Source organism: Bacillus altitudinis, assembly GCF_001191605.1.
GTDB lineage: Bacteria > Bacillota > Bacilli > Bacillales > Bacillaceae > Bacillus > Bacillus altitudinis.
Genome location: NZ_CP009108.1, coordinates 124,617 through 143,054, shown reverse-complemented (window position 1 = coordinate 143,054; position 18,438 = coordinate 124,617). Strand labels below are relative to the sequence as shown.

20 protein-coding genes and 1 pseudogene are annotated in these 18,438 nt (G+C 42.0%); 16 read left to right on the top strand and 5 right to left on the bottom strand.

Features of this window, described 5'->3' with window-relative positions:
• Nucleotides 1–67: 67 nt before the first annotated feature.
• The 5 genes from ID12_RS00780 (at nucleotide 68) to ID12_RS00760 (ending at nucleotide 6,623) form a co-directional block, all read left to right on the top strand.
• On the top strand, nucleotides 68–1,036 hold the full coding sequence (locus tag ID12_RS00780; RefSeq protein ID WP_050826572.1) for a 2-hydroxyacid dehydrogenase: 969 nt from the start codon (nucleotides 68–70) through the stop codon (nucleotides 1,034–1,036).
• A 222-nt stretch (nucleotides 1,037–1,258) separates the two neighbouring features.
• Entirely contained in the window at nucleotides 1,259–2,560 is a 1,302-nt protein-coding gene (locus tag ID12_RS00775; RefSeq protein WP_019743822.1) for a homoserine dehydrogenase, read from the top strand.
• The gene (gene thrC, locus ID12_RS00770) at nucleotides 2,560–3,621 is read left to right on the top strand and encodes a threonine synthase (protein ID WP_008346825.1); all 1,062 of its coding nucleotides are present in this window, start codon (nucleotides 2,560–2,562) and stop codon (nucleotides 3,619–3,621) included. The genes ID12_RS00775 and thrC overlap by 1 nt, the downstream gene beginning before the upstream one ends.
• Nucleotides 3,618–4,550, top strand: a complete 933-nt coding sequence (gene thrB / locus ID12_RS00765; RefSeq protein WP_017358917.1) for a homoserine kinase — start codon at nucleotides 3,618–3,620, stop codon at nucleotides 4,548–4,550. The genes thrC and thrB overlap by 4 nt, the downstream gene beginning before the upstream one ends.
• Before the next feature lie 102 nt (nucleotides 4,551–4,652).
• Nucleotides 4,653–6,623, top strand: a complete 1,971-nt coding sequence (locus ID12_RS00760) for a S9 family peptidase (RefSeq protein ID WP_050826571.1) — start codon at nucleotides 4,653–4,655, stop codon at nucleotides 6,621–6,623.
• A gap of 232 nt (nucleotides 6,624–6,855) precedes the next feature.
• On the opposite strand, the pseudogene ID12_RS00755 reads toward ID12_RS00760, so the two are convergent.
• A pseudogene (locus ID12_RS00755) lies at nucleotides 6,856–7,155 on the bottom strand (NifU family protein).
• A gap of 121 nt (nucleotides 7,156–7,276) precedes the next feature.
• Between ID12_RS00755 and ID12_RS00750 the strand changes: the two are divergent.
• Together ID12_RS00750 and ID12_RS00745 are read left to right on the top strand one after the other, a co-directional pair.
• Nucleotides 7,277–7,606: a YuzD family protein gene (locus tag ID12_RS00750; RefSeq protein ID WP_008346819.1), complete on the top strand. Its 330-nt coding sequence runs from the start codon at nucleotides 7,277–7,279 to the stop codon at nucleotides 7,604–7,606.
• Nucleotides 7,607–7,706: 100 nt separating this feature from the next.
• Nucleotides 7,707–7,937: a WYL domain-containing protein gene (locus ID12_RS00745; RefSeq protein ID WP_017358919.1), complete on the top strand. Its 231-nt coding sequence runs from the start codon at nucleotides 7,707–7,709 to the stop codon at nucleotides 7,935–7,937.
• A 48-nt stretch (nucleotides 7,938–7,985) separates the two neighbouring features.
• Here the strand turns inward: ID12_RS00745 and ID12_RS00740 are convergent, their stop codons facing one another.
• Nucleotides 7,986–9,053 carry an NAD(P)/FAD-dependent oxidoreductase gene (locus ID12_RS00740; RefSeq protein ID WP_017367978.1) on the bottom strand — a complete coding sequence of 356 codons (1,068 nt, stop codon included), beginning with the start codon at nucleotides 9,051–9,053 and terminating at the stop codon, nucleotides 7,986–7,988.
• 255 nt (nucleotides 9,054–9,308) lie between these two features.
• Between ID12_RS00740 and ID12_RS00735 the strand changes: the two genes are divergently transcribed.
• The 3 genes from ID12_RS00735 to erpA all read left to right on the top strand — a co-directional run bounded on the left by ID12_RS00735 (nucleotide 9,309) and on the right by erpA (nucleotide 11,106).
• A complete protein-coding gene (locus ID12_RS00735) occupies nucleotides 9,309–9,545 on the top strand; it encodes a YuzB family protein (protein WP_008346813.1) in 237 nt (78 codons plus the stop codon).
• A 270-nt stretch (nucleotides 9,546–9,815) separates the two neighbouring features.
• Nucleotides 9,816–10,670, top strand: a complete 855-nt coding sequence (gene dapF, locus ID12_RS00730) for a diaminopimelate epimerase (RefSeq protein WP_008346809.1) — start codon at nucleotides 9,816–9,818, stop codon at nucleotides 10,668–10,670.
• A gap of 73 nt (nucleotides 10,671–10,743) precedes the next feature.
• Nucleotides 10,744–11,106: an iron-sulfur cluster insertion protein ErpA gene (erpA, locus tag ID12_RS00725; protein ID WP_008357254.1), complete on the top strand. Its 363-nt coding sequence runs from the start codon at nucleotides 10,744–10,746 to the stop codon at nucleotides 11,104–11,106.
• 102 nt (nucleotides 11,107–11,208) lie between these two features.
• On the opposite strand, the gene ID12_RS00720 is transcribed toward erpA, so the two are convergent.
• Entirely contained in the window at nucleotides 11,209–11,628 is a 420-nt protein-coding gene (locus ID12_RS00720) for a hypothetical protein (protein WP_046526542.1), read from the bottom strand.
• A 202-nt stretch (nucleotides 11,629–11,830) separates the two neighbouring features.
• Here ID12_RS00720 and ID12_RS00715 point away from each other — a divergent pair, with 202 nt between their 5' ends.
• On the top strand, nucleotides 11,831–12,037 hold the full coding sequence (locus ID12_RS00715; protein ID WP_008346803.1) for a hypothetical protein: 207 nt from the start codon (nucleotides 11,831–11,833) through the stop codon (nucleotides 12,035–12,037).
• Between the two features lie 46 nt (nucleotides 12,038–12,083).
• On the opposite strand, the gene yumC is transcribed toward ID12_RS00715, so the two are convergent.
• Complete coding sequence (gene yumC / locus ID12_RS00710) at nucleotides 12,084–13,082, bottom strand: ferredoxin--NADP reductase 2 (protein WP_007500433.1); 999 nt, start codon at nucleotides 13,080–13,082, stop codon at nucleotides 12,084–12,086.
• Between the two features lie 390 nt (nucleotides 13,083–13,472).
• Between yumC and ID12_RS00705 the strand changes: the two genes are divergently transcribed.
• The 4 genes from ID12_RS00705 to ID12_RS00695 all read left to right on the top strand — a co-directional run bounded on the left by ID12_RS00705 (nucleotide 13,473) and on the right by ID12_RS00695 (nucleotide 16,097).
• Nucleotides 13,473–14,690: an NAD(P)/FAD-dependent oxidoreductase gene (locus ID12_RS00705; protein ID WP_162149727.1), complete on the top strand. Its 1,218-nt coding sequence runs from the start codon at nucleotides 13,473–13,475 to the stop codon at nucleotides 14,688–14,690.
• A gap of 135 nt (nucleotides 14,691–14,825) precedes the next feature.
• Entirely contained in the window at nucleotides 14,826–14,951 is a 126-nt protein-coding gene (locus ID12_RS19300; protein ID WP_008346797.1) for a YuiA family protein, read from the top strand.
• A gap of 81 nt (nucleotides 14,952–15,032) precedes the next feature.
• Nucleotides 15,033–15,353: a YuiB family protein gene (locus ID12_RS00700; RefSeq protein WP_003212933.1), complete on the top strand. Its 321-nt coding sequence runs from the start codon at nucleotides 15,033–15,035 to the stop codon at nucleotides 15,351–15,353.
• Between the two features lie 99 nt (nucleotides 15,354–15,452).
• Nucleotides 15,453–16,097, top strand: a complete 645-nt coding sequence (locus tag ID12_RS00695; protein WP_046526543.1) for a 3D domain-containing protein — start codon at nucleotides 15,453–15,455, stop codon at nucleotides 16,095–16,097.
• 40 nt (nucleotides 16,098–16,137) lie between these two features.
• On the opposite strand, the gene ID12_RS00690 is transcribed toward ID12_RS00695, so the two are convergent.
• Nucleotides 16,138–16,614 carry a divergent PAP2 family protein gene (locus ID12_RS00690; protein ID WP_008346791.1) on the bottom strand — a complete coding sequence of 159 codons (477 nt, stop codon included), beginning with the start codon at nucleotides 16,612–16,614 and terminating at the stop codon, nucleotides 16,138–16,140.
• A 326-nt stretch (nucleotides 16,615–16,940) separates the two neighbouring features.
• Here ID12_RS00690 and ID12_RS00685 point away from each other — a divergent pair, with 326 nt between their 5' ends.
• A complete protein-coding gene (locus ID12_RS00685) occupies nucleotides 16,941–18,431 on the top strand; it encodes a leucyl aminopeptidase (protein WP_008346787.1) in 1,491 nt (496 codons plus the stop codon).
• Nucleotides 18,432–18,438: the final 7 nt, after the last annotated feature.

Below are 18,438 nucleotides of genomic sequence, written 5' to 3'. Positions count from 1 at the left end.
AAACGTCTCTTTTCTCTTGAGGCGTTTTTCGTTATGCTTAAAGAAATCAATCAAAGGAGTGTTCTTCTTGACGAAACCGTATGTCTATATCACAAGAAAGCTTGATGAAACAACACTTACACCATTAAAAGAAGTCGCTCATATTGACATGTGGACGAGCGAGGATGAGCCGTGTCCAAGAGAAGAGTTAGAAAAACAAGCTGCTCAAGCAGATGGGCTGCTCACGATGCTGTCAGATCAAGTAGATGAGGCACTTTTATCAAATGCTCCAAATCTAAAAGTGGTCGCGAATCTCGCGGTCGGCTATGACAATATTGATCTAAAAGCAGCTAAAAAGCATGGGATCACGGTATGTCATACACCGGACGTTTTAACAGAATCGACAGCTGATTTAGCCTTTGCGCTTTTGATGGCGTCAGCAAGACGAATTGTCGAAGCGAGTGATTGGATTAAGGATGGGAACTGGACAGGCTGGGGGCCGCTTCTTCTAGCCGGTGCGGATGTTCATCATAAAACGTTAGGGATTGTCGGAATGGGCAGTATTGGAACCGCACTTGCCAAGCGGGCAAAAGGTTTTGATATGAATGTTCTTTATCATAATCGTTCAAGAAAGCCAGAAGCAGAAGCGCAGCTAGGTGTGACCTATGCCGCATTTGATGAGCTGCTTACGCAGTCTGATTTCATCGTTTGTTTGACGCCTTTAACGCCTGAAACGAAAGAAATGTTTAATAAGAAAGCATTTGAGCAGATGAAGAACACGGCTTACTTCATCAACGTTTCCAGAGGGCAGACGGTAGACGAAGATGCTTTATATGATGCTGTCACGACAGGAAAAATTGCAGGAGCAGGTCTGGATGTATTTAGCAGGGAGCCTGTCAATCCGGATCACCCGTTAATGACATTACCAAATGTGACAGTGCTTCCTCATATCGGAAGTGCGAGTGTTGAAACGAGAAAAAACATGATGCATTTATGTGCTGAAAATATTGCGCTTGTCCTGCAAGATCAGCAAGCCAAAACGCCAGTTCAGGCGTAATCTCAAGCTTCCCGGCTTCGGGAGCTTTTCTCACAAAAATATTTTGAAAATATAGAATCTTGATATAAATAGCTGTTAAGCGGTTTCATTCTCATATTCTCTTATTTTATTACCTTGTCAAAATGAGGATACCCCTTTATAATGTGTGTACATTGAATGTCTGTGTTAGGTTAACAAATGTCTTTTTAGAGAGGACATTTACGGAGAAAGGTGGAATTTCAGGTGAAGGCAATTCGAGTTGGACTACTAGGATTAGGAACAGTGGGGAGCGGTGTCGTTAAGATTATTCAAGATCATCAGGATAAATTAATGCACCAAATCGGCTGTCCGGTATTAATAAAAAAAGTGCTTGTGAGCAATCCCGATAAAAAAAGAGATGTGGATGTGGCAAGAGAGGTCTTCACAACTGAAGTATACGATGTGATTCGAGATCCAGAGGTCGACGTCATTATTGAAGTGATGGGCGGCATTGAAGAGACAAAACAATATTTAATAGATGCATTAAATGAGAAGAAGCATGTCATTACAGCCAATAAGGATTTAATGGCGCTATATGGCACAGAGCTTTTACATGTAGCAAAAGAAAACGGCTGTGACCTTTACTATGAAGCAAGTGTCGCAGGTGGGATTCCGATTTTGCGTACACTAGAGGAAGGTTTAGCCTCTGACCGCATCACAAAAATGATGGGAATCGTGAACGGGACAACGAACTTTATTTTAACAAAAATGAATGTCGATAAAAGCGCGTATGAAGATGTATTAAAAGAAGCGCAGGATCTTGGCTTTGCAGAAGCAGATCCGACGGCGGATGTAGAAGGACTGGATGCGGCAAGAAAGATGGCCATCCTGGCAAGACTCGGCTTTTCCATGAATGTAGACTTAGAGGATGTGAAAGTGAAAGGCATCTCGGACATCTCGGATGAGGACATTAATTTCAGTAAACGTTTTGGCTATACAATGAAGCTGATTGGAATTGCCCAAAGGGACGGAGAGAAAGTGGAGGTCAGCGTACAGCCAACTTTACTTCCTGATCATCACCCGTTATCTTCCGTCAACAATGAATTTAATGCTGTCTATGTTTACGGAAGTGCTGTCGGAGAAACGATGTTTTACGGACCTGGAGCAGGCAGCCTGCCAACGGCAACAGCTGTTGTCTCTGATTTAGTCGCTGTTATGAAAAACATGCGTCTTGGTGTGAATGGCAGTGGATTTATTGCACCGCAATTTGAGAAGAAAATCAAATCATCATCCGAAGTATTTGCTCAGCAATTTTTAAGAATACATGTGAGAGATCAAGTCGGAGCTTTCTCCCGCATTACATCCATTTTTTCTGAAAGAGGCATCAGCTTTGAAAAGATCCTTCAGCTTCCTGTCAAAGGGCATGATGAGCTGGCTGAAATTGTGATTATTACACATCAGACATCAGAAGAAGATTTCTCAAATATCCTGCAAACATTAAACGATCTCGACGTGGTGGTTCAAGTGAAGAGCACGTATCGAGTAGAAGGGAACGGTTTAAGCTGATGAAGTGGAATGGACTCATTGAAGAATTTCAAGAATTTTTACCAGTAAACGAACAAACACCTAAACTAACATTAAATGAAGGAAACACACCGCTGATTCATCTCGCAAAGCTATCTGAAAAGCTTGGGATTGAACTTCATGTGAAAACAGAAGGCGTCAACCCTACAGGTTCTTTTAAGGATCGCGGGATGGTCATGGCCGTCGCAAAGGCAAAAGAAGAAGGTAATGATACGATCATGTGTGCATCGACAGGGAATACGTCTGCAGCAGCGGCAGCTTATGCGGCGCGCGCTGATATGAAATGTATTGTCATCATTCCAGATGGAAAAATTGCCTTCGGTAAGCTGGCGCAGGCTGTCATGTACGGAGCAGAGATCATTGCCATTGACGGCAACTTTGATGATGCACTTAAAATTGTCCGCAGCATCTGTGAAAAAGCACCGATCGCACTTGTTAACTCCGTCAATCCATACCGAATTGAAGGACAAAAAACAGCGGCATTTGAAATCTGTGAGCAGCTAGGCTCCGCACCGGACGTACTGGCGATTCCTGTTGGGAATGCGGGGAATATTACAGCGTACTGGAAAGGCTTCAAAGAATATCATGAGAAAAAAGGCACTGGACTGCCAGTCATGCGTGGTTTTGAAGCAGAAGGTGCTGCAGCCATCGTTCGAAATGAAGTCATTGAGCAGCCAGAAACAGTCGCAACAGCCATTCGCATCGGAAACCCTGCAAGCTGGAAGCAAGCTGTAGCAGCGGCAGATGAATCGAACGGGAAAATTGATGAAGTGACAGATGAAGAAATTCTTCATGCCTATCAATTGATCGCACGTGAAGAAGGTGTGTTTGCAGAGCCAGGGTCTTGTGCATCAATTGCAGGTGTACTCAAACAAGTGAAATCTGGAGAAATTAAGCCAGGCAGTAAAGTCGTCGCTGTACTGACAGGAAACGGATTAAAAGATCCAAATACGGCGATTGATATTTCGCACATCAAACCGGTCACACTGGATGCAGATGAAGATCAAATTCTGGAACATTTAGAAAAGGCCGCACGCGTATGAGTAACGCCTCCATGCTTTTTTCAATCACAGTACCGGGAAGCACTGCCAACTTAGGACCAGGCTTTGACTCAGTCGGAATGGCGCTCAGCCGCTATTTAAAGCTATCGGTCTATGACCATGATAGCTGGCTGTTTGAAGCAGAAACAGATGTCGTGTCTGGTATTCCATCAGGCACCGATAACCTGATCTACCAAACAGCTAAAAAGGTCGCAGATGACTTTGGAAAAACACTCCCGCCTGTTCATGTCAAAGTGTGGAGTGATATTCCATTAGCAAGGGGGCTGGGCAGCAGCGCTGCTGCCATTGTCGCCGCTATTGAGCTCGCCAATCAGCTGCTTGAATTAAAGATGACCGATGATCAGAAGCTCTTTTTTGCAAGTGAGGTAGAAGGTCATCCAGATAATGCGGGTGCCTCTTTATTCGGTGGTTTACTCATCGGTCTTCATGAAGAAGACAAGACACATGCCGTTAAAGTGCAGCATGTGGATGTAGATGTCGTCGTCGTGATTCCTTTTTATGAAGTACTCACAAAGGATGCCCGTGATGTCCTGCCAGAGGATTTTTCCTATAAACAGGCCGTGAGCGCGAGTGCAGTGAGTAACGTCCTTGTCGCCGCCTTAATGACGCAGAACTGGCCGCTTGTAGGGGAAATGATGAATAAAGATTTATTTCATCAGCCATACCGTACGATGCTTGTCCCAGAGCTATCAAAGGTGGAGCACGTTGCTTCATTAAAAGGCGCGTATGGAACAGCATTAAGCGGTGCTGGGCCGACCATTTTGACCTTAGTGGAAAAAGGGAAGGGAGAAGCGTTGAAAGAACAGCTTGCCCAAAATTTCCCGCATTGTGAAGTAGATGTGCTGACGGTGCCGGTAGAAGGTGTCATCGTCGAGCATCATTCTGTGAATCAAATGAAGAACGTGCTATAAATGAGCACGTTCTTTTTTTATCCTTGTTTTTCACAACAAAAGCAGGGATTATTATTTAGAGAAGCGAACTATTTTTGATACATAAAAGGGGGAGATCTATTGATGAAGAAATTGATAACAGCAGAGGATTTAACACAAATCGTGTCTGTTTCTCATCCAGTCTATTCACCAGATGGAAAAAAGGCTGTTTTTACAAAAGTATCGGTGAATGAAAAAAAGGATGATTACAATATTCATTTATGGGTTCGAGATGAAGGGACAGGGGAGCTGTCACAATGGACATTCGATGATGGAAAGCATCATCAGCCAGTGTGGTCAAATGACGGGAAGCAGCTTGCGTTTATTTTGCAGAAGCCAAAGGAAGTCCCTCAGCTCGCACTCATTCAGAGCGATGGCGGCGGCATTCGTACTTTAACGAATATTCCTTACGGCGTATCTCATCCTGTATTTTCACCGGATGGAGCGTTCATTTATGCAGCAGTCTCATTAAAACAAGAAGAATCTGTTCATGATGAAAAAAAGGAAGAGTGCGATGACTTTGCTCCGGCAGTATATGATGATTTGACTTATAAAGCAGATGGCAGAGGTTTTTTAGACGGGCGGCTGACGCAAATTGTGCAAATCGATGTCTGCTCAGGGGAGGTAGAGACGGTTACGAGTGAGCAGCAGCATCATGTGAATCATGTCGTCTCTCCTTGCGGGAAGTGGCTCGCCTATATTCAATCCAACCCGCAGACGTTTTACATAAGTGATATCTGTCTCCTGTCATTAGAGGACGGTACATCCAAGAAAATCACCCAATCAACAGGCGCTTACTCGACCGTATCATTTTCTCCAAATGGAGAAAGCCTTTTGTACATTGGACACGAGCGTGAATTTCAGAATGCAACCTTCCCATCATTGTGGCTGTATGATCTGAAGGAGAAAAAGACCGTTCAACTGTCAGAAATGCTCGATATGTATGTTGGTAACTGTATGGCAGGGGATAGTGTCATGGGTGAAGCCAATCAGCTTCCACAATGGACAAAGGATAGTCAGGGGTTTTATGCGCTTGTTTCTGATCAAGGGAGTACCGGAATTTATTATTTCTCTATTGAAGGTTTAGCCTATCCCGTTCGTTTAGAGGCAGAACATGTGACGAATTTCAGTCTTCATCCAGATGAATCAAAAATGCTGATCAGCCGTCTTTCACCTGTCTCGCCTAGTGAGCTGTATGAGCTGACTTTAGGGGAATCCTCACTCAAGCAAATCACGTTTGAGCATGATGACTTTCTAAAGGAACATGTCATATCCGAACCTGAACCAATTTCTTTCCAGTCAAAAGAAGGAGACGTTGTACATGGCTGGTTTATGAAGCCTGCTCAGATGGAAGAGGGGAAGACATATCCACTTATCTTAGAAATTCATGGCGGGCCGCATGCGATGTACGGTCATACGTATTTTCATGAATTTCAAATGCTCGCCGCTGAAGGGTATGCGATTGTTTACATAAACCCTCATGGCAGTCATGGATACGGACAGATGTTTACAGACCGGGTAAGAGGCAGCTATGGTGACGTTGATTATGAGGATGTCATGCTGGCTGTTGATCATGTGCTCGAAGCCTATGACTTTCTTGATGAAACAAGGCTTGGCGTAACAGGCGGCAGCTATGGCGGTTTTATGACCAATTGGATTGTCGGACAGACAGACCGTTTCCGTGCAGCTGTTACACAGCGTTCCATTTCAAACTGGATTAGCTTTTATGGCATCAGTGATATCGGCTATTTCTTTACAAAATGGCAGGTGGATGGGGATATTTATGATTCGGTTGATAAGCTATGGGATCGTTCGCCGCTAAAGTATGTAAAACAGGTGAACACACCGCTCCTCATCCTGCACAGTGATGAAGACTACCGCTGCCCAGTCGATCAAGGAGAGCAGCTTTTTGTGGCATTGAAGGAGCTTGGAAAAGACACGAGATTAATCAAGTTTCCTAAGGCTTCTCATGATTTATCCAGAAGTGGCCACCCTGGGCAGCGTATTCAAAGACTGACCTTTATTCAAGAATGGTTTAGAGAGAAGTTATCCTAATCAAAAAACGGCCCTGATTGGGTCGTTTCAGCGTGTAGACAAACCCTCGCATTCGGTGTCAGTCCTGCGTTCCGGTGCTCACGAATGTCAAATTCGCTCTGCGCCAGTACTCGTCCTTCCTAGACTGCAAAGGTTTTCTATCACACTGAAAAGAAGACAAAGGGCTAAAATTAGCCCTTTGTCAACAATTAAAAAACGACCCAGTAAGGGTCGTTTTCATGTCATATATGAATTAGAAAACCTGTTCAACTTCTACAACGCCAGGTACTTCTTCTAATAATGCGCGCTCAATACCGGCTTTCAATGTAATGGTTGAACTTGGGCAGCTGCCGCATGCACCAAGAAGGCGTAATTTCACAATGCCATCTTCAATGTCTACAAGCTCACAGTCTCCACCATCACGTAATAGAAATGGACGAAGTTTGTCCAGTACTTCCTGTACTTGGTCTTTCATTTCGACTTCAGTCATTAGATATAATCGCTCCTTTCACAACATATCACCATTATATTCATCTGGACGATAAAAATCTATTGATTGGTTTCAAAGTTTCCTTCTCATTATAGCACAATCTCATCTTGAAACAAAAAGTGATTTTGACTTTTTTCATACAGAAAATTCAGCTAAAATAAAGAAAGAATAGGGGGCTTGTCAAATGAACAAAACCGTTGACCTTTATGTATATGGAAGAGATGTCCTGTGCGCTAGTTGCGTGAATCTGCCTTCTTCAAAAGATACATTTGAGTGGCTAGATGCAGCATTAAAACGAAAATATCCAAATCAGCCGTTTCGCATCACATATATCGATATTGAGCACCCGCCTGAAAACGAACGCCAAAAAGAATTGTCTGAACGAATTCTTGATGATGAATTCTTTTATCCGCTTGTCCTTGTTGAGGATCAAATTGTTGGAGAGGGCAATCCGAAATTAAAAGATATTTATCAAGAAATGGAGAAATACGGGTACGAAGAGAGCAGTGAATGAGCTGTTCTTTTTTTAGGAAAATAAACAGAACAAACGTTCCTTTTTAGGTTGATTTAGAACGTTTGTTCGTTTATAATGAGATGAAAGGAGCGTGAGCATCATGAATTATTTACTAAAACAATCTCTTCATCAACAAATACCGATTGATATGATTTATATGAAGAAAAATGGAGAGTGCTCGAAACGAAAAATCATTGTACATCGTCAAACTGAACAGTTCATACAAGCGTATTGTTTATCGAAGAAGACGATCAGAACGTTTCGTAAAGACTGCATCCTTGCGCTTGCTCCTATCAAAGTGAACCATTCATCGGTACATGCCGTTTCATAATAAAAGCTCCTTCATTAGAAGGAGCTTTGAGAAAAAATTCACATCATTTTATCCATTGTGATGCTTGTACATCCAAAGAAGTCCAGATTTTAAGAGTCTTGGAACACGACCAACAAGTGGACGATCCGCCACTAAGCCAAAGCCGGCTTTTTTCCCTAAAGAGCCGAGTACGCCTTTTAACTTAAACTGTGGGTAAGCCTCAGGAAGCGGTTCGTTCTTCCAGCGTTTCTGTAGAGATTGCACAATTTGCTCTGCCTGTGCCTCGGCAAGCTGTGCACTTGGTGCATGAGGCAAGCTTGCGCAGTCACCTACGACATAGACATGCTCATCTCCAGGGAGATTGTGATGAGGAGTTAAGACGACACGGCCTTGTGCATCTTTTTCAACATCCATATCTCGCACGACTTTACTTGGCTGAATTCCTGCTGTCCACACGATGACATCTGCTTCAATGGCATCGTCATGGTTGTACACAACTCCTTCTTCAACCTTCGTAATATTGGCGCAGTTAATGATCTTTACATCGTTTTCTTCAAACCATTTTTGTACATATAAACTTAATCTTTTTGGGAAACTGGAAAGAATCAGTTCTCCGCGGTCAAAAAGAATGATGTTTAAATCAGAACGGCTTTCACGCAGTTCACTGGCCAGCTCTACCCCGCTAAGTCCAGCACCGACGATACCAACCGTTGCACCTGCACTCAAATTGTTTAATTTGTTATACGCAAGCCTTGACTGATCAATGGTTTGAATGCTGTATGTATGTTCTTTCGCCCCAGGGACATTGTGATACTTGTCCTCACAGCCGAGTCCGATTACCGTATCATCATATGGAATCGGTTCACGGTCGCTAAATAAGATCTGTTTGTTTTCAATATCAATTTTTTCTACTTCCCCGTATTGAATATCCAGCTTCGGATGCTCTGGAAAAGATACTCGAATGTGATGATCAGAGATCGTTCCAGCAGCAAGTGCATAATATTCTGTTTTTAAACAGTGGTAAGGATTTCGATCAATTAATGTGATAGTAACATCATCAGGTAATTGATTTGGCAATAAGCGGTGGAGAACCCGCATATTCCCGTAACCTCCGCCGATCAAGACTAAATTTTTCATGACGATTCTCCTTTTCCCCCTAGACATTGAAAAACACTTATACTAAAAAACTTTAAGTTAAAATACCAAATAAAATTATATCGAATTTACTGTGAAACCACAATAATTGTTTCAAAATAACCTACATATTCATTACTTAGTCCTAAATAGTAAAACATTTTACGGGGAATAGGCGTAACGATTTATTGAAGCTCATGTTTTGACTAATAGAAGGAATTTCGGTAGGATAGTAAGGCAAATGTGAGGTGAAGCACAGTGTTTCCACTGATCGAATTTTGTGTAAGTAATCTTGCACAAGGGTCTCAAGAAGCAAAAGAGAAGCTAGAAAAAGACCCAAACTTAGATGTAATGGAATACGGCTGTTTAAGCTACTGCGGCAAATGTATGGACTCCCCATTTGCTCTTGTGAATGGAGAATTTGTTTCTGGAGAAAATGCAGAGCAGCTAGTCGAGCGTATTTATGCTTTTATAGAGGAAAACGACATGTTTTAAATGCACCACATGGGTCATGAGGTGCATTTTTTTCATATATTAAGTTTCCATTTTTCAGGAAAAAATGTAGAAAGCGCATCCAATATGTTATGCTAATAAAATATCATCAAAATGAAGCATCACACGAGAGAAAAAGAGGCATATGCATAATAAAAGCCCTTTGCCATGGCAGCAAAGAGCTTCTATGTATGAAAAACGGGGGATGATAAGATTGTCTCCTGAATCGACTCCTTTTATACTATAAAGAAACAACATTTTTGGAGGACGCTCATGACATCATTTCAATTCACGAAAATGCACGGACTAGGAAACAATTATATATACGTCAATCAGATGAAGGAACAGCTTCCAGAAGAGCAGCTGTCAGAGATAGCGATCCGCGTTTCTTCTGTTTATACAGGTATCGGTTCAGACGGAATGATCCTCATTTGCCCATCAGATGTTGCGCCTGTGAAGATGCGCATTTTCAACAATGATGGATCAGAGGGGAAAAACTGCGGTAACGGTCTGCGTTGCGTGGCAAAATATGTGTATGAGCATCAAATCGTAACAGACACAACGTTCCAGATTGAGACATTGTCAGGACTCGTTGAGGCGACCGTTCATGTGCAGGATGGTCACGTTCAGTTAGTGACAGTTGATATGGGTAAACCTCGTTTTGAAAAAGAAGCGATGCCAATGCTTGGTGAACCGGCCAGTACAACGATCAATGAACCGCTTGATTTTGGCACGACGACCTTAAATGGAACAGCTGTTTCAATGGGGAATCCCCATATCGTTTTCTATTTAGAAGACATTGAACAGGCGCCGCTTGATTCAGTTGGGCCAATTATTGAAAAGCATGACATGTTTCCAGAAGGCGTCAATGTAGAATTTGTGGAACGTGTCAGTGAAACGGAACTGCATTTTCGCGTGTGGGAAAGAGGATCAGGGATTACGCAAGCGTGCGGAACAGGAGCATGTGCTGCGGCTGTATCAACGATTGTGAATGGACATGCGAAAAAAGAAACGGATATGACCGTTCATCTAGCTGGCGGAGACCTCATCATTCGCTGGAAAGACAATGACCATGTGCTGATGACAGGACCTGCTGAAACAATTTGTGACGGCACATTCTATCTCTAAACCATTTATTTGAGAAAAGGCAACATCACGTTTATAATTGAAAAGAAACATCCAGTCAAAAGGAGGGATGATCGTGAGTACACCAGTAACGATTACAGAAGCTGCTGCATTGCAGATTAAAGATATGATGAAAGAACATGAAGAAGAAAATGCGTTCCTGCGAGTTGGCGTAAAAGGTGGCGGCTGCAGCGGTCTTTCATACGGGATGGGCTTTGACCATGAAGTCTCAGAGAAAGACACGCAGTTCGAACAGCACGGCATCAAGGTTCTTGTCGACTCCGAAAGCCTTGACATCATGAACGGCACCATCATTGATTTCAAACAATCACTAATGGGCGGCGGTTTCACGATTGACAATCCGAACGCGATCGCATCATGCGGATGCGGTTCTTCGTTCAGAACAGCCACGAATACCGGTACGCCGGAAGAGTGTTAATATCTGATCATGGATAAAGATAAGCCTTCTTGTTTGTTTGCTTTATGAACAAGAAGGCTTTTTTTAAAGACAAATATAAAAGAGATGCTCGTTCAGCATCTCTTATTCCATTGCTTCTTCTATTTTCAATAGTTCTTTATCCAAGACATCTACCAACTCTTCGGTGCTAAACAAATAGATCACCACTTCTTTATTGCCATCTTCCACATGAACTTCAACCTCAATTTTCATATTGGCTGGTTCTCCAAGATACATTACTTTAAAAGTGCTCATTCTTTTTGTTTCGTTGTTTTTATTCATTTTTTGAACGTTGGTGAGTATCTGTTTGATTTCTTGATCACTCAGACCAGCATCTAAAATCGAAGTGGACACATGTGTTAAAAAAGGTTCTAGCTGATCAACATCCATATTCGATCCGGCAGCGAATTGAGCATAATGTTTGTTATAATCTTTTGCGAACACTTCTACTGAGCCGCCAATCATCAGTAACAAGCTCAAACTAATCATGAAACGCTTTATCATCTTTCCACCTATCCTTCATGACAATCTTCTACTTCTTATATCGGTTGAACCAATCAAACCTTCATTCATTCCATTCCTTCTTAAACAATTTGTAAATCGCTCAATTTTGTTACAGCTTGTCCTCACAACTGGCTATTTCTACTCGAAAAGAGTATCATGAGAACCAAACATAAACTGTCATCAGAAAAGAGGTTGCTGAGGTTTGAGTGAACAAATCAATTGCAGGAACTGTCATGAACTGATTCCGTATCGTTCAAAAACATGTCCATCTTGCGGGATAGACAAGCCGCTTCCGAAAAAGGAACGTGTGAAGGATCGGGTGATTTTGGTTGTGGCAGGAATTGTTGTGGTGCTACTTGCTGCAATGGTACTTGGAATGGCGAATGCCTATATTGGGATTTTTAAATAAACAAAAAAGGAGTTCCGCAGATGGGACTCCTTTTTTTGATCCGTTCTTATTTATTTTCAAATAAGCTTGTGGAATGAAGCGGCTGTACACGGGCTTTCGGGTCCATGTAAGCTTTGGCGTTGTTCACAGCAGTTGGTGCTTCACCAAATCCGCTTGCGATTAATTTGACTTTTCCTTCATACGTACAGATGTCTCCTGCCGCATAGAAGCCTTCGATGTTGGTTTCCATTGTGGATTTGACCACGATAGAGTTCTTTTCGATTTCAAGGCCCCATTGTTTGATTGGTCCAAGGGAGGAAACAAAACCGAAGTTGACGATCACGTCGTCCACATCTAGTACTTGTTTTTTATCGCCTTTGACTTCTTCAAGCACAATTTGTTCAATGCGGTCTTCCCCAATGAGCTCCGTTGGGACAAATGGTGTCAGCACATTGACTTTCGAGTTGTGCAAGTTTTCTACACTGTGCTCATGTGCACGGAATTTATCACGACGGTGAATAATCGATACTTCTTTTGCGATTGGCTCAAGCATCAGTGCCCAGTCGACCGCAGAGTCTCCACCGCCAAGAACAGCGACACGTCTGCCAGCGAATTGGTTCAGGTCATTGATGAAGTAATGCAGGTTGCTTCCTTCAAATGATTCTGCTGCATCTAGCTCAAGCTTTCTCGGTTGGAATGCACCGTTACCAGCTGTAATGATGATCGTTTTTGAATAATGAACCTCTTGATTCGTAACGAGTTTGAAGATACCGTCTGCTTGTTTTTCAACCGTTTCCACAGCTTGCTCTAAGCAAATGGTTTGATCAAATTTATCCATTTGTTCCTTTAAATTATCAATTAATTCTTGTGCGCGGATTTTTGGGAAACCAGCCACATCATAAATGTATTTTTCAGGGTAAAGAGCGGATAGTTGACCGCCGAGCTGAGGAAGGCTTTCAATGATTTTCACACTTGCCTGTCTCATGCCTCCGTAAAACGCAGTAAACAATCCGACTGGGCCGCCCCCGATAACGGTAATGTCATATACCTTAGAATCTTCTTGCATTCCTTAATCCTCCCAAATGAAAATTGTTATCACTATATCATATCATACCACATATCGTCGTTTGACTTGTTTTGAAAAACTTGTCGTTTTTTGATGCCGATGCTGTGAAAAGGGGAAAAAAGAGAGAAAGACCGTTTATCCTAAGGATTTTCAGTTTAAAGCCTTGAAAAAAGGAGCAGAACTCGCTATTATTGTTAAGGGAACTAAATATTAATTTTTTATGAATTTTTGTCGGATACGGTCAAATGCTTTCGTTTTTTGTAGGTGAAAGTTCAGATTTTCACATACTTATTTTTTTGTTTAAATTTCATAAAATGCCGCAAAGCGGTTGAGAATAACGATATGTAATTCTTTATCCGTTTTACAGCAAATTTAAAAAAGGTGGATGTGATTCCAGTGAATAAACCGAAAATCGTTGTATTAGGTGCAGGTTATGGCGGATTAATGACTGTAACAAGATTAACAAAACAGCTTGGCACAAATGATGCGGACATTACTCTTGTGAACAAGCATAATTATCATTACGAAACAACATGGTTACATGAAGCAAGTGCAGGTACTCTTCATCATGACCGTTGTCGTTATCAAATCAAAGATGTGATTAACAGTTCCCGTGTCAACTTTGTACAAGCAACAGTTGAAAGCATTAATAAGGAAGAGAAGAAAGTTGTGACATCAGATGGCGAACTTTCTTATGACTACCTTGTTGTTGCGCTTGGTGCTGTTCCTGAAACATTTGGTATTGCAGGACTGAAAGAATATGCATTCTCAATCTCTAACATTAACTCTGCTCGTCAGCTTCGTGAGCATATTGAGCTTCAATTTGCGACTTATAATACAGATGCTGAAAAGCGTCCAGAGCGTCTGACAATCGTTGTCGGCGGTGCAGGCTTCACAGGTATTGAGTTCCTTGGTGAGCTTGGAAACCGTGTACCTGAGCTTTGCAAAGAGTATGATATTGATCAAAAAGACGTGCGTATTATCTGTGTAGAAGCTGCACCAACAGCTCTTCCAGGATTTGATCCTGAATTGATCGACTATGCGATGAACTACCTTCAAGGTAAAGGTGTTGAGTTCAAAATCGGTACAGCGATCAAAGAATGTACGCCTGAAGGCATCATTGTTGGAAAAGACGATGATACAGAAGAAATCAAAGCTGAAACTGTTGTATGGGCTGCTGGTGTACGTGGTAACCCAATCGTTGAAGAAGCTGGATTTGAAAACATGCGCGGCCGCGTAAAAGTGTCTCCAGATCTTCGTGTACCAGAAAATGAAGATGTATTCATAATCGGTGACTGCTCATTAATCATCAATGAAGAAATTAATCGTCCATACCCACCTACTGCACAAATTGCGATGCAGCAAGGTGAAACAGTAGCGAAAAACCTTGCAGCACTAGTAAAAGGTGGCACGCTTGAAAGCTTTAAGCCAGACATCAAAGGAACAGTTGCTTCTCTTGGTGAACACGACGCTGTAGGTGTTGCGTTTGGTAAAAAACTTCAAGGAACAAAAGCTTCTGCAATGAAAAAAATCATCGACAACCGTTCATTATTCATGGTTGGCGGACCAGGACTTGTTCTGAAAAAAGGAAAATTCAAGTTCTTCTAAACCGATATAGACAAAAACGTGTATCCCTGTGGTACACGTTTTTTCATGTTTTACGGAATATTTTCTCACTTGGTACTGGACAGAAAAATATGTTATGATGAATTATCAGAAAATTTAGATTAAGGAGTGGGCAATATGAATGCACAAACGAAAGAAAAAAAGTCAACTTGTCAGTATTGTTCAGGAAAAGGATATTTTCAGTTATTGCTCGGCGGATCAGAAACATGTGAGGAATGTAAAGGGACAGGAAAGAAGCATTAATCTTACGGCTTTTTCCATTGATTGACTTCATCTCTATTTCCAAGTTAAACTAATGATGGGATATTTGGGGGTGGAGATGAAGTGATCAGTTTACCAGTCGTTATCATTTCAGTTATTTTATTTTTCGTGTTATTCTTCGGCATTGGCTTTTTGCTGAATATGCTGCTGAGAATGTCATGGATTATGGCAATTTTATATCCAATTGTATGCCTTTTCATTATCAATAATCAAAAGATGATCGCTTATGTAAGAGAACCAGGCATTGCTTTTTCCGGGATAGGAGACCGCATCGTTTCTCTTGCTGCGGCAGATATCATCATTTTATTAAGCGGTCTGATTGGTGCCATTGCCTCAGGTTTTGTCATCAATGCCCTTCGTAAAAGAGGCTATCAAATGTTTTAACTCACTTGTCTACACGCAAGTGGGTTTTTTTGTTTCTCCTTTGCATAGTTTCCATTTTGTTTGGAAACAAATAGATGGGTAGAGGAGTGACAAATAGAAATGAAAACATGGATGAAACGATTGTTCATGACAGTTCTGTTTATGCTTGCCTTGATGACAAGCTTTACGGGCATATCTGGCGTAGAACCAAGTGATTTAGCTGCATGGGTGAAAGAGAACGATGCCGGTAAGCACGTATCTTCTTTTTTAAAGCATCCAAAAAGGCAGACGATGGCGGTGAAAAGTGACGATTTGCGTGCTGTTTCTCTCGAAGAAGCATTTAATTGGAACGATTATCCGAAGCAAAAGGTTGTCGCCACAGGTTATACAGCAGGAGTAGAATCAACAGGCAAGACGAAAGAACATCGTGCATATGGCATTACATATTCAGGCGTCAAAGTAAAACGTGACTTATATTCAACCGTGGCAGCGGACCCATCTGTCTTTCCGATTGGAACTGTCCTGTTTATCCCCAATTATGGCTATGGTGTAGTCGCAGATACTGGGAAAGCGATTAAAGGTCATAAGCTTGATTTATATTATGAAACGGTTGATGATGTGTATAGAGAATGGGGTAAAAAAGTGCTGGACGTTTATGTGATTAAAAAGGGTGAAGGAACGCTGACAGAAAAAGACTTAAATCAGTTGAATGAAGCAGAATCGATGCAAGTGTTCCGGCAGCAGTTTCAAGCCAATAAAGAATAAAAAAGCTTTGGATCTCAAAAGGTCCAAAGCTTTTTCGTTTCTACATGAAGTAATAATCTAAGATGAGTGTGAGCAAGATTCCTGTTAAGCCGCCGAAGAAGACTTCAATCGGCTTATGCCCAAGAAGCTCTTTCAATTTCTTTTGCTTCTCTTTTTCTTCCGCATTTGGGAAGTTCTTTGCCTCGGCAACAAACCGGTTAAAATCTGTGACCAGTTTGTTCAGGACAGTTGCCTGTTCTCCTGCCTGTCTGCGAACACCTGTCGCATCAAACATCGTAATAATGGCAAAGATGGCGGAAATGGCAAAAATAGATGTTCCTAGCCCGTGCTCTAAAGCAACTGCTGTTGAGAGTGCTGTTACTGCTGCGGAGTGTGAACTTGGCATTCCGCCTGTGCTTGTAATGAGCGACCAATCTAGTCGTCTAGAAATGATAAATTGAATCGGTACTTTTACAAATTGTGCAAAAAAGATGGCTGCAAGGCTGGCAAGCAGCGGAAAATTCGTCAGTACGCTCATGAACAAGAAACATCCTCTCTTTAAGAAAAAATAACGTGCGAAATGATAAAGTATTTACCCTAGTAAGATAAAAAAATGATGGCAGTAAGAACTGTTGCCAAGTCCATGTTCATTATAACATTAAAGAAAGTAGATGTGGAACGAGGAGACCATGGACAGGCTGCTATGGATCGCTGCCGCTTTTTCATGATGCCCTTCCGCATGCCAAAATATAAATGTTCTTCAAGGGAAGACAGGCTGGCAATGATCGTATCAGCACATAAATTTTGATATAATAGAAGTTCCAATGTGAAATATGGAGTTCATTGAAGGAGCGTGTGATAAATATGTTTTTCTCGACAAATGAGTTGCAACATAAAGATACACTGGCCATCGGACTTTTTCAAAAGAGCCAACTATCAGGAAAAGCAAAAGAAATGGATGAATTACATGGAGGAAGAATCACTGAATTACTAAAAGAAGGCGATATTTCATCTAAACGAAATCAGCTTTCGAAATTTTTCCCATCCCCTGAAACCGGCATTAAACGCATTTATTTTGTCGGGCTTGGGAAGGAGTCAGATTACACGTTTGAAGAGGCAAAGGAAGTGTTTGCGCATTTATTTAAAAAGCTTCATCAAGATAAAAAGCAAGCAGTTTCGGTTTTGCTTGATACATTTACAGGAAAGGATCTGCCTGTTCAAGATGCAGCCCATGCCCTTTCTGAAAGCTGCCTTTTAGCTACATATGAATTACAAGATTTTAAACATAAAACGAATGAACCGGATCGCTTTATCGAATTTGTTTATGCAACAACGGATCATGATGCTGCCGAAATTCAGGCAAGTCTGAAAGTGGGCGAAGTCTACGGACAATCGGTCAATTCGGCTCGTACACTTGTGAATATGCCGCCGAACATGCTCACGTCCTCTGATCTTGCATCCTATGCGGCAGAGCTTGCTTATAAATATGAATTCGAGATTGAAATTTTAGATAAAGAACAAATGGAAGAGCTCGGAATGGGCGGTATTCTAGCCGTTAATAGAGGCTCAACAGAACCACCGAAGCTGATTGTATTGAAATATCAAGGCAAGGAAGAATGGACAGACGTCATCGGCCTTGTCGGTAAAGGCATTACGTATGATACAGGTGGGTATTCCTTAAAGCCAAGAGCAAGTATGGTGGGGATGAAAACAGATATGGGCGGTTCAGCCTCTGTTTTAGGCGCAATGGAAATCATCGGTGAACTTCGTCCAGAGCAGAATGTCATTGCGGTCATCGCCTCAACAGATAATATGGTCTCAGCAGATGCGATGAAGCCAGATGACGTCATTGTCTCACTAAGCGGCAAAACAATCGAAGTGCTTAACACGGATGCAGAAGGTCGTCTTGTTTTAGCAGATGGTGTGACCTATGCGAAGCAGCATGGTGCCTCTGTGCTTGTGGATGTTGCGACATTAACAGGCGGTGTCATTGTGGCACTTGGGAATGAAACAACAGGCGTGATGACCAATAACGATGAACTGTATGCCCAGTTTAAAGAGGCATCAGAAGAATGTGGGGAAATGATTTGGCAGCTGCCAATCACCGAAAAAGATAAAAAACGAGTAAGAAACAGCAAAATGGCTGATCTGAATAACTCACCAGGTCGTGATGGTCATGCGATCATGGCAGGTGCATTCATTGGGGAATTCGCTGAAGACACCCCTTGGGTTCACTTAGATATTGCAGGAACAGCCACGACAGAAAAGCCTTCATGCTTTGGTCCAACAGGAGCAACAGGTGTGATGGTCAGATCATTAGCAACATTTGTGGAACGATTTGAACCGAAGAAATAACGACGGA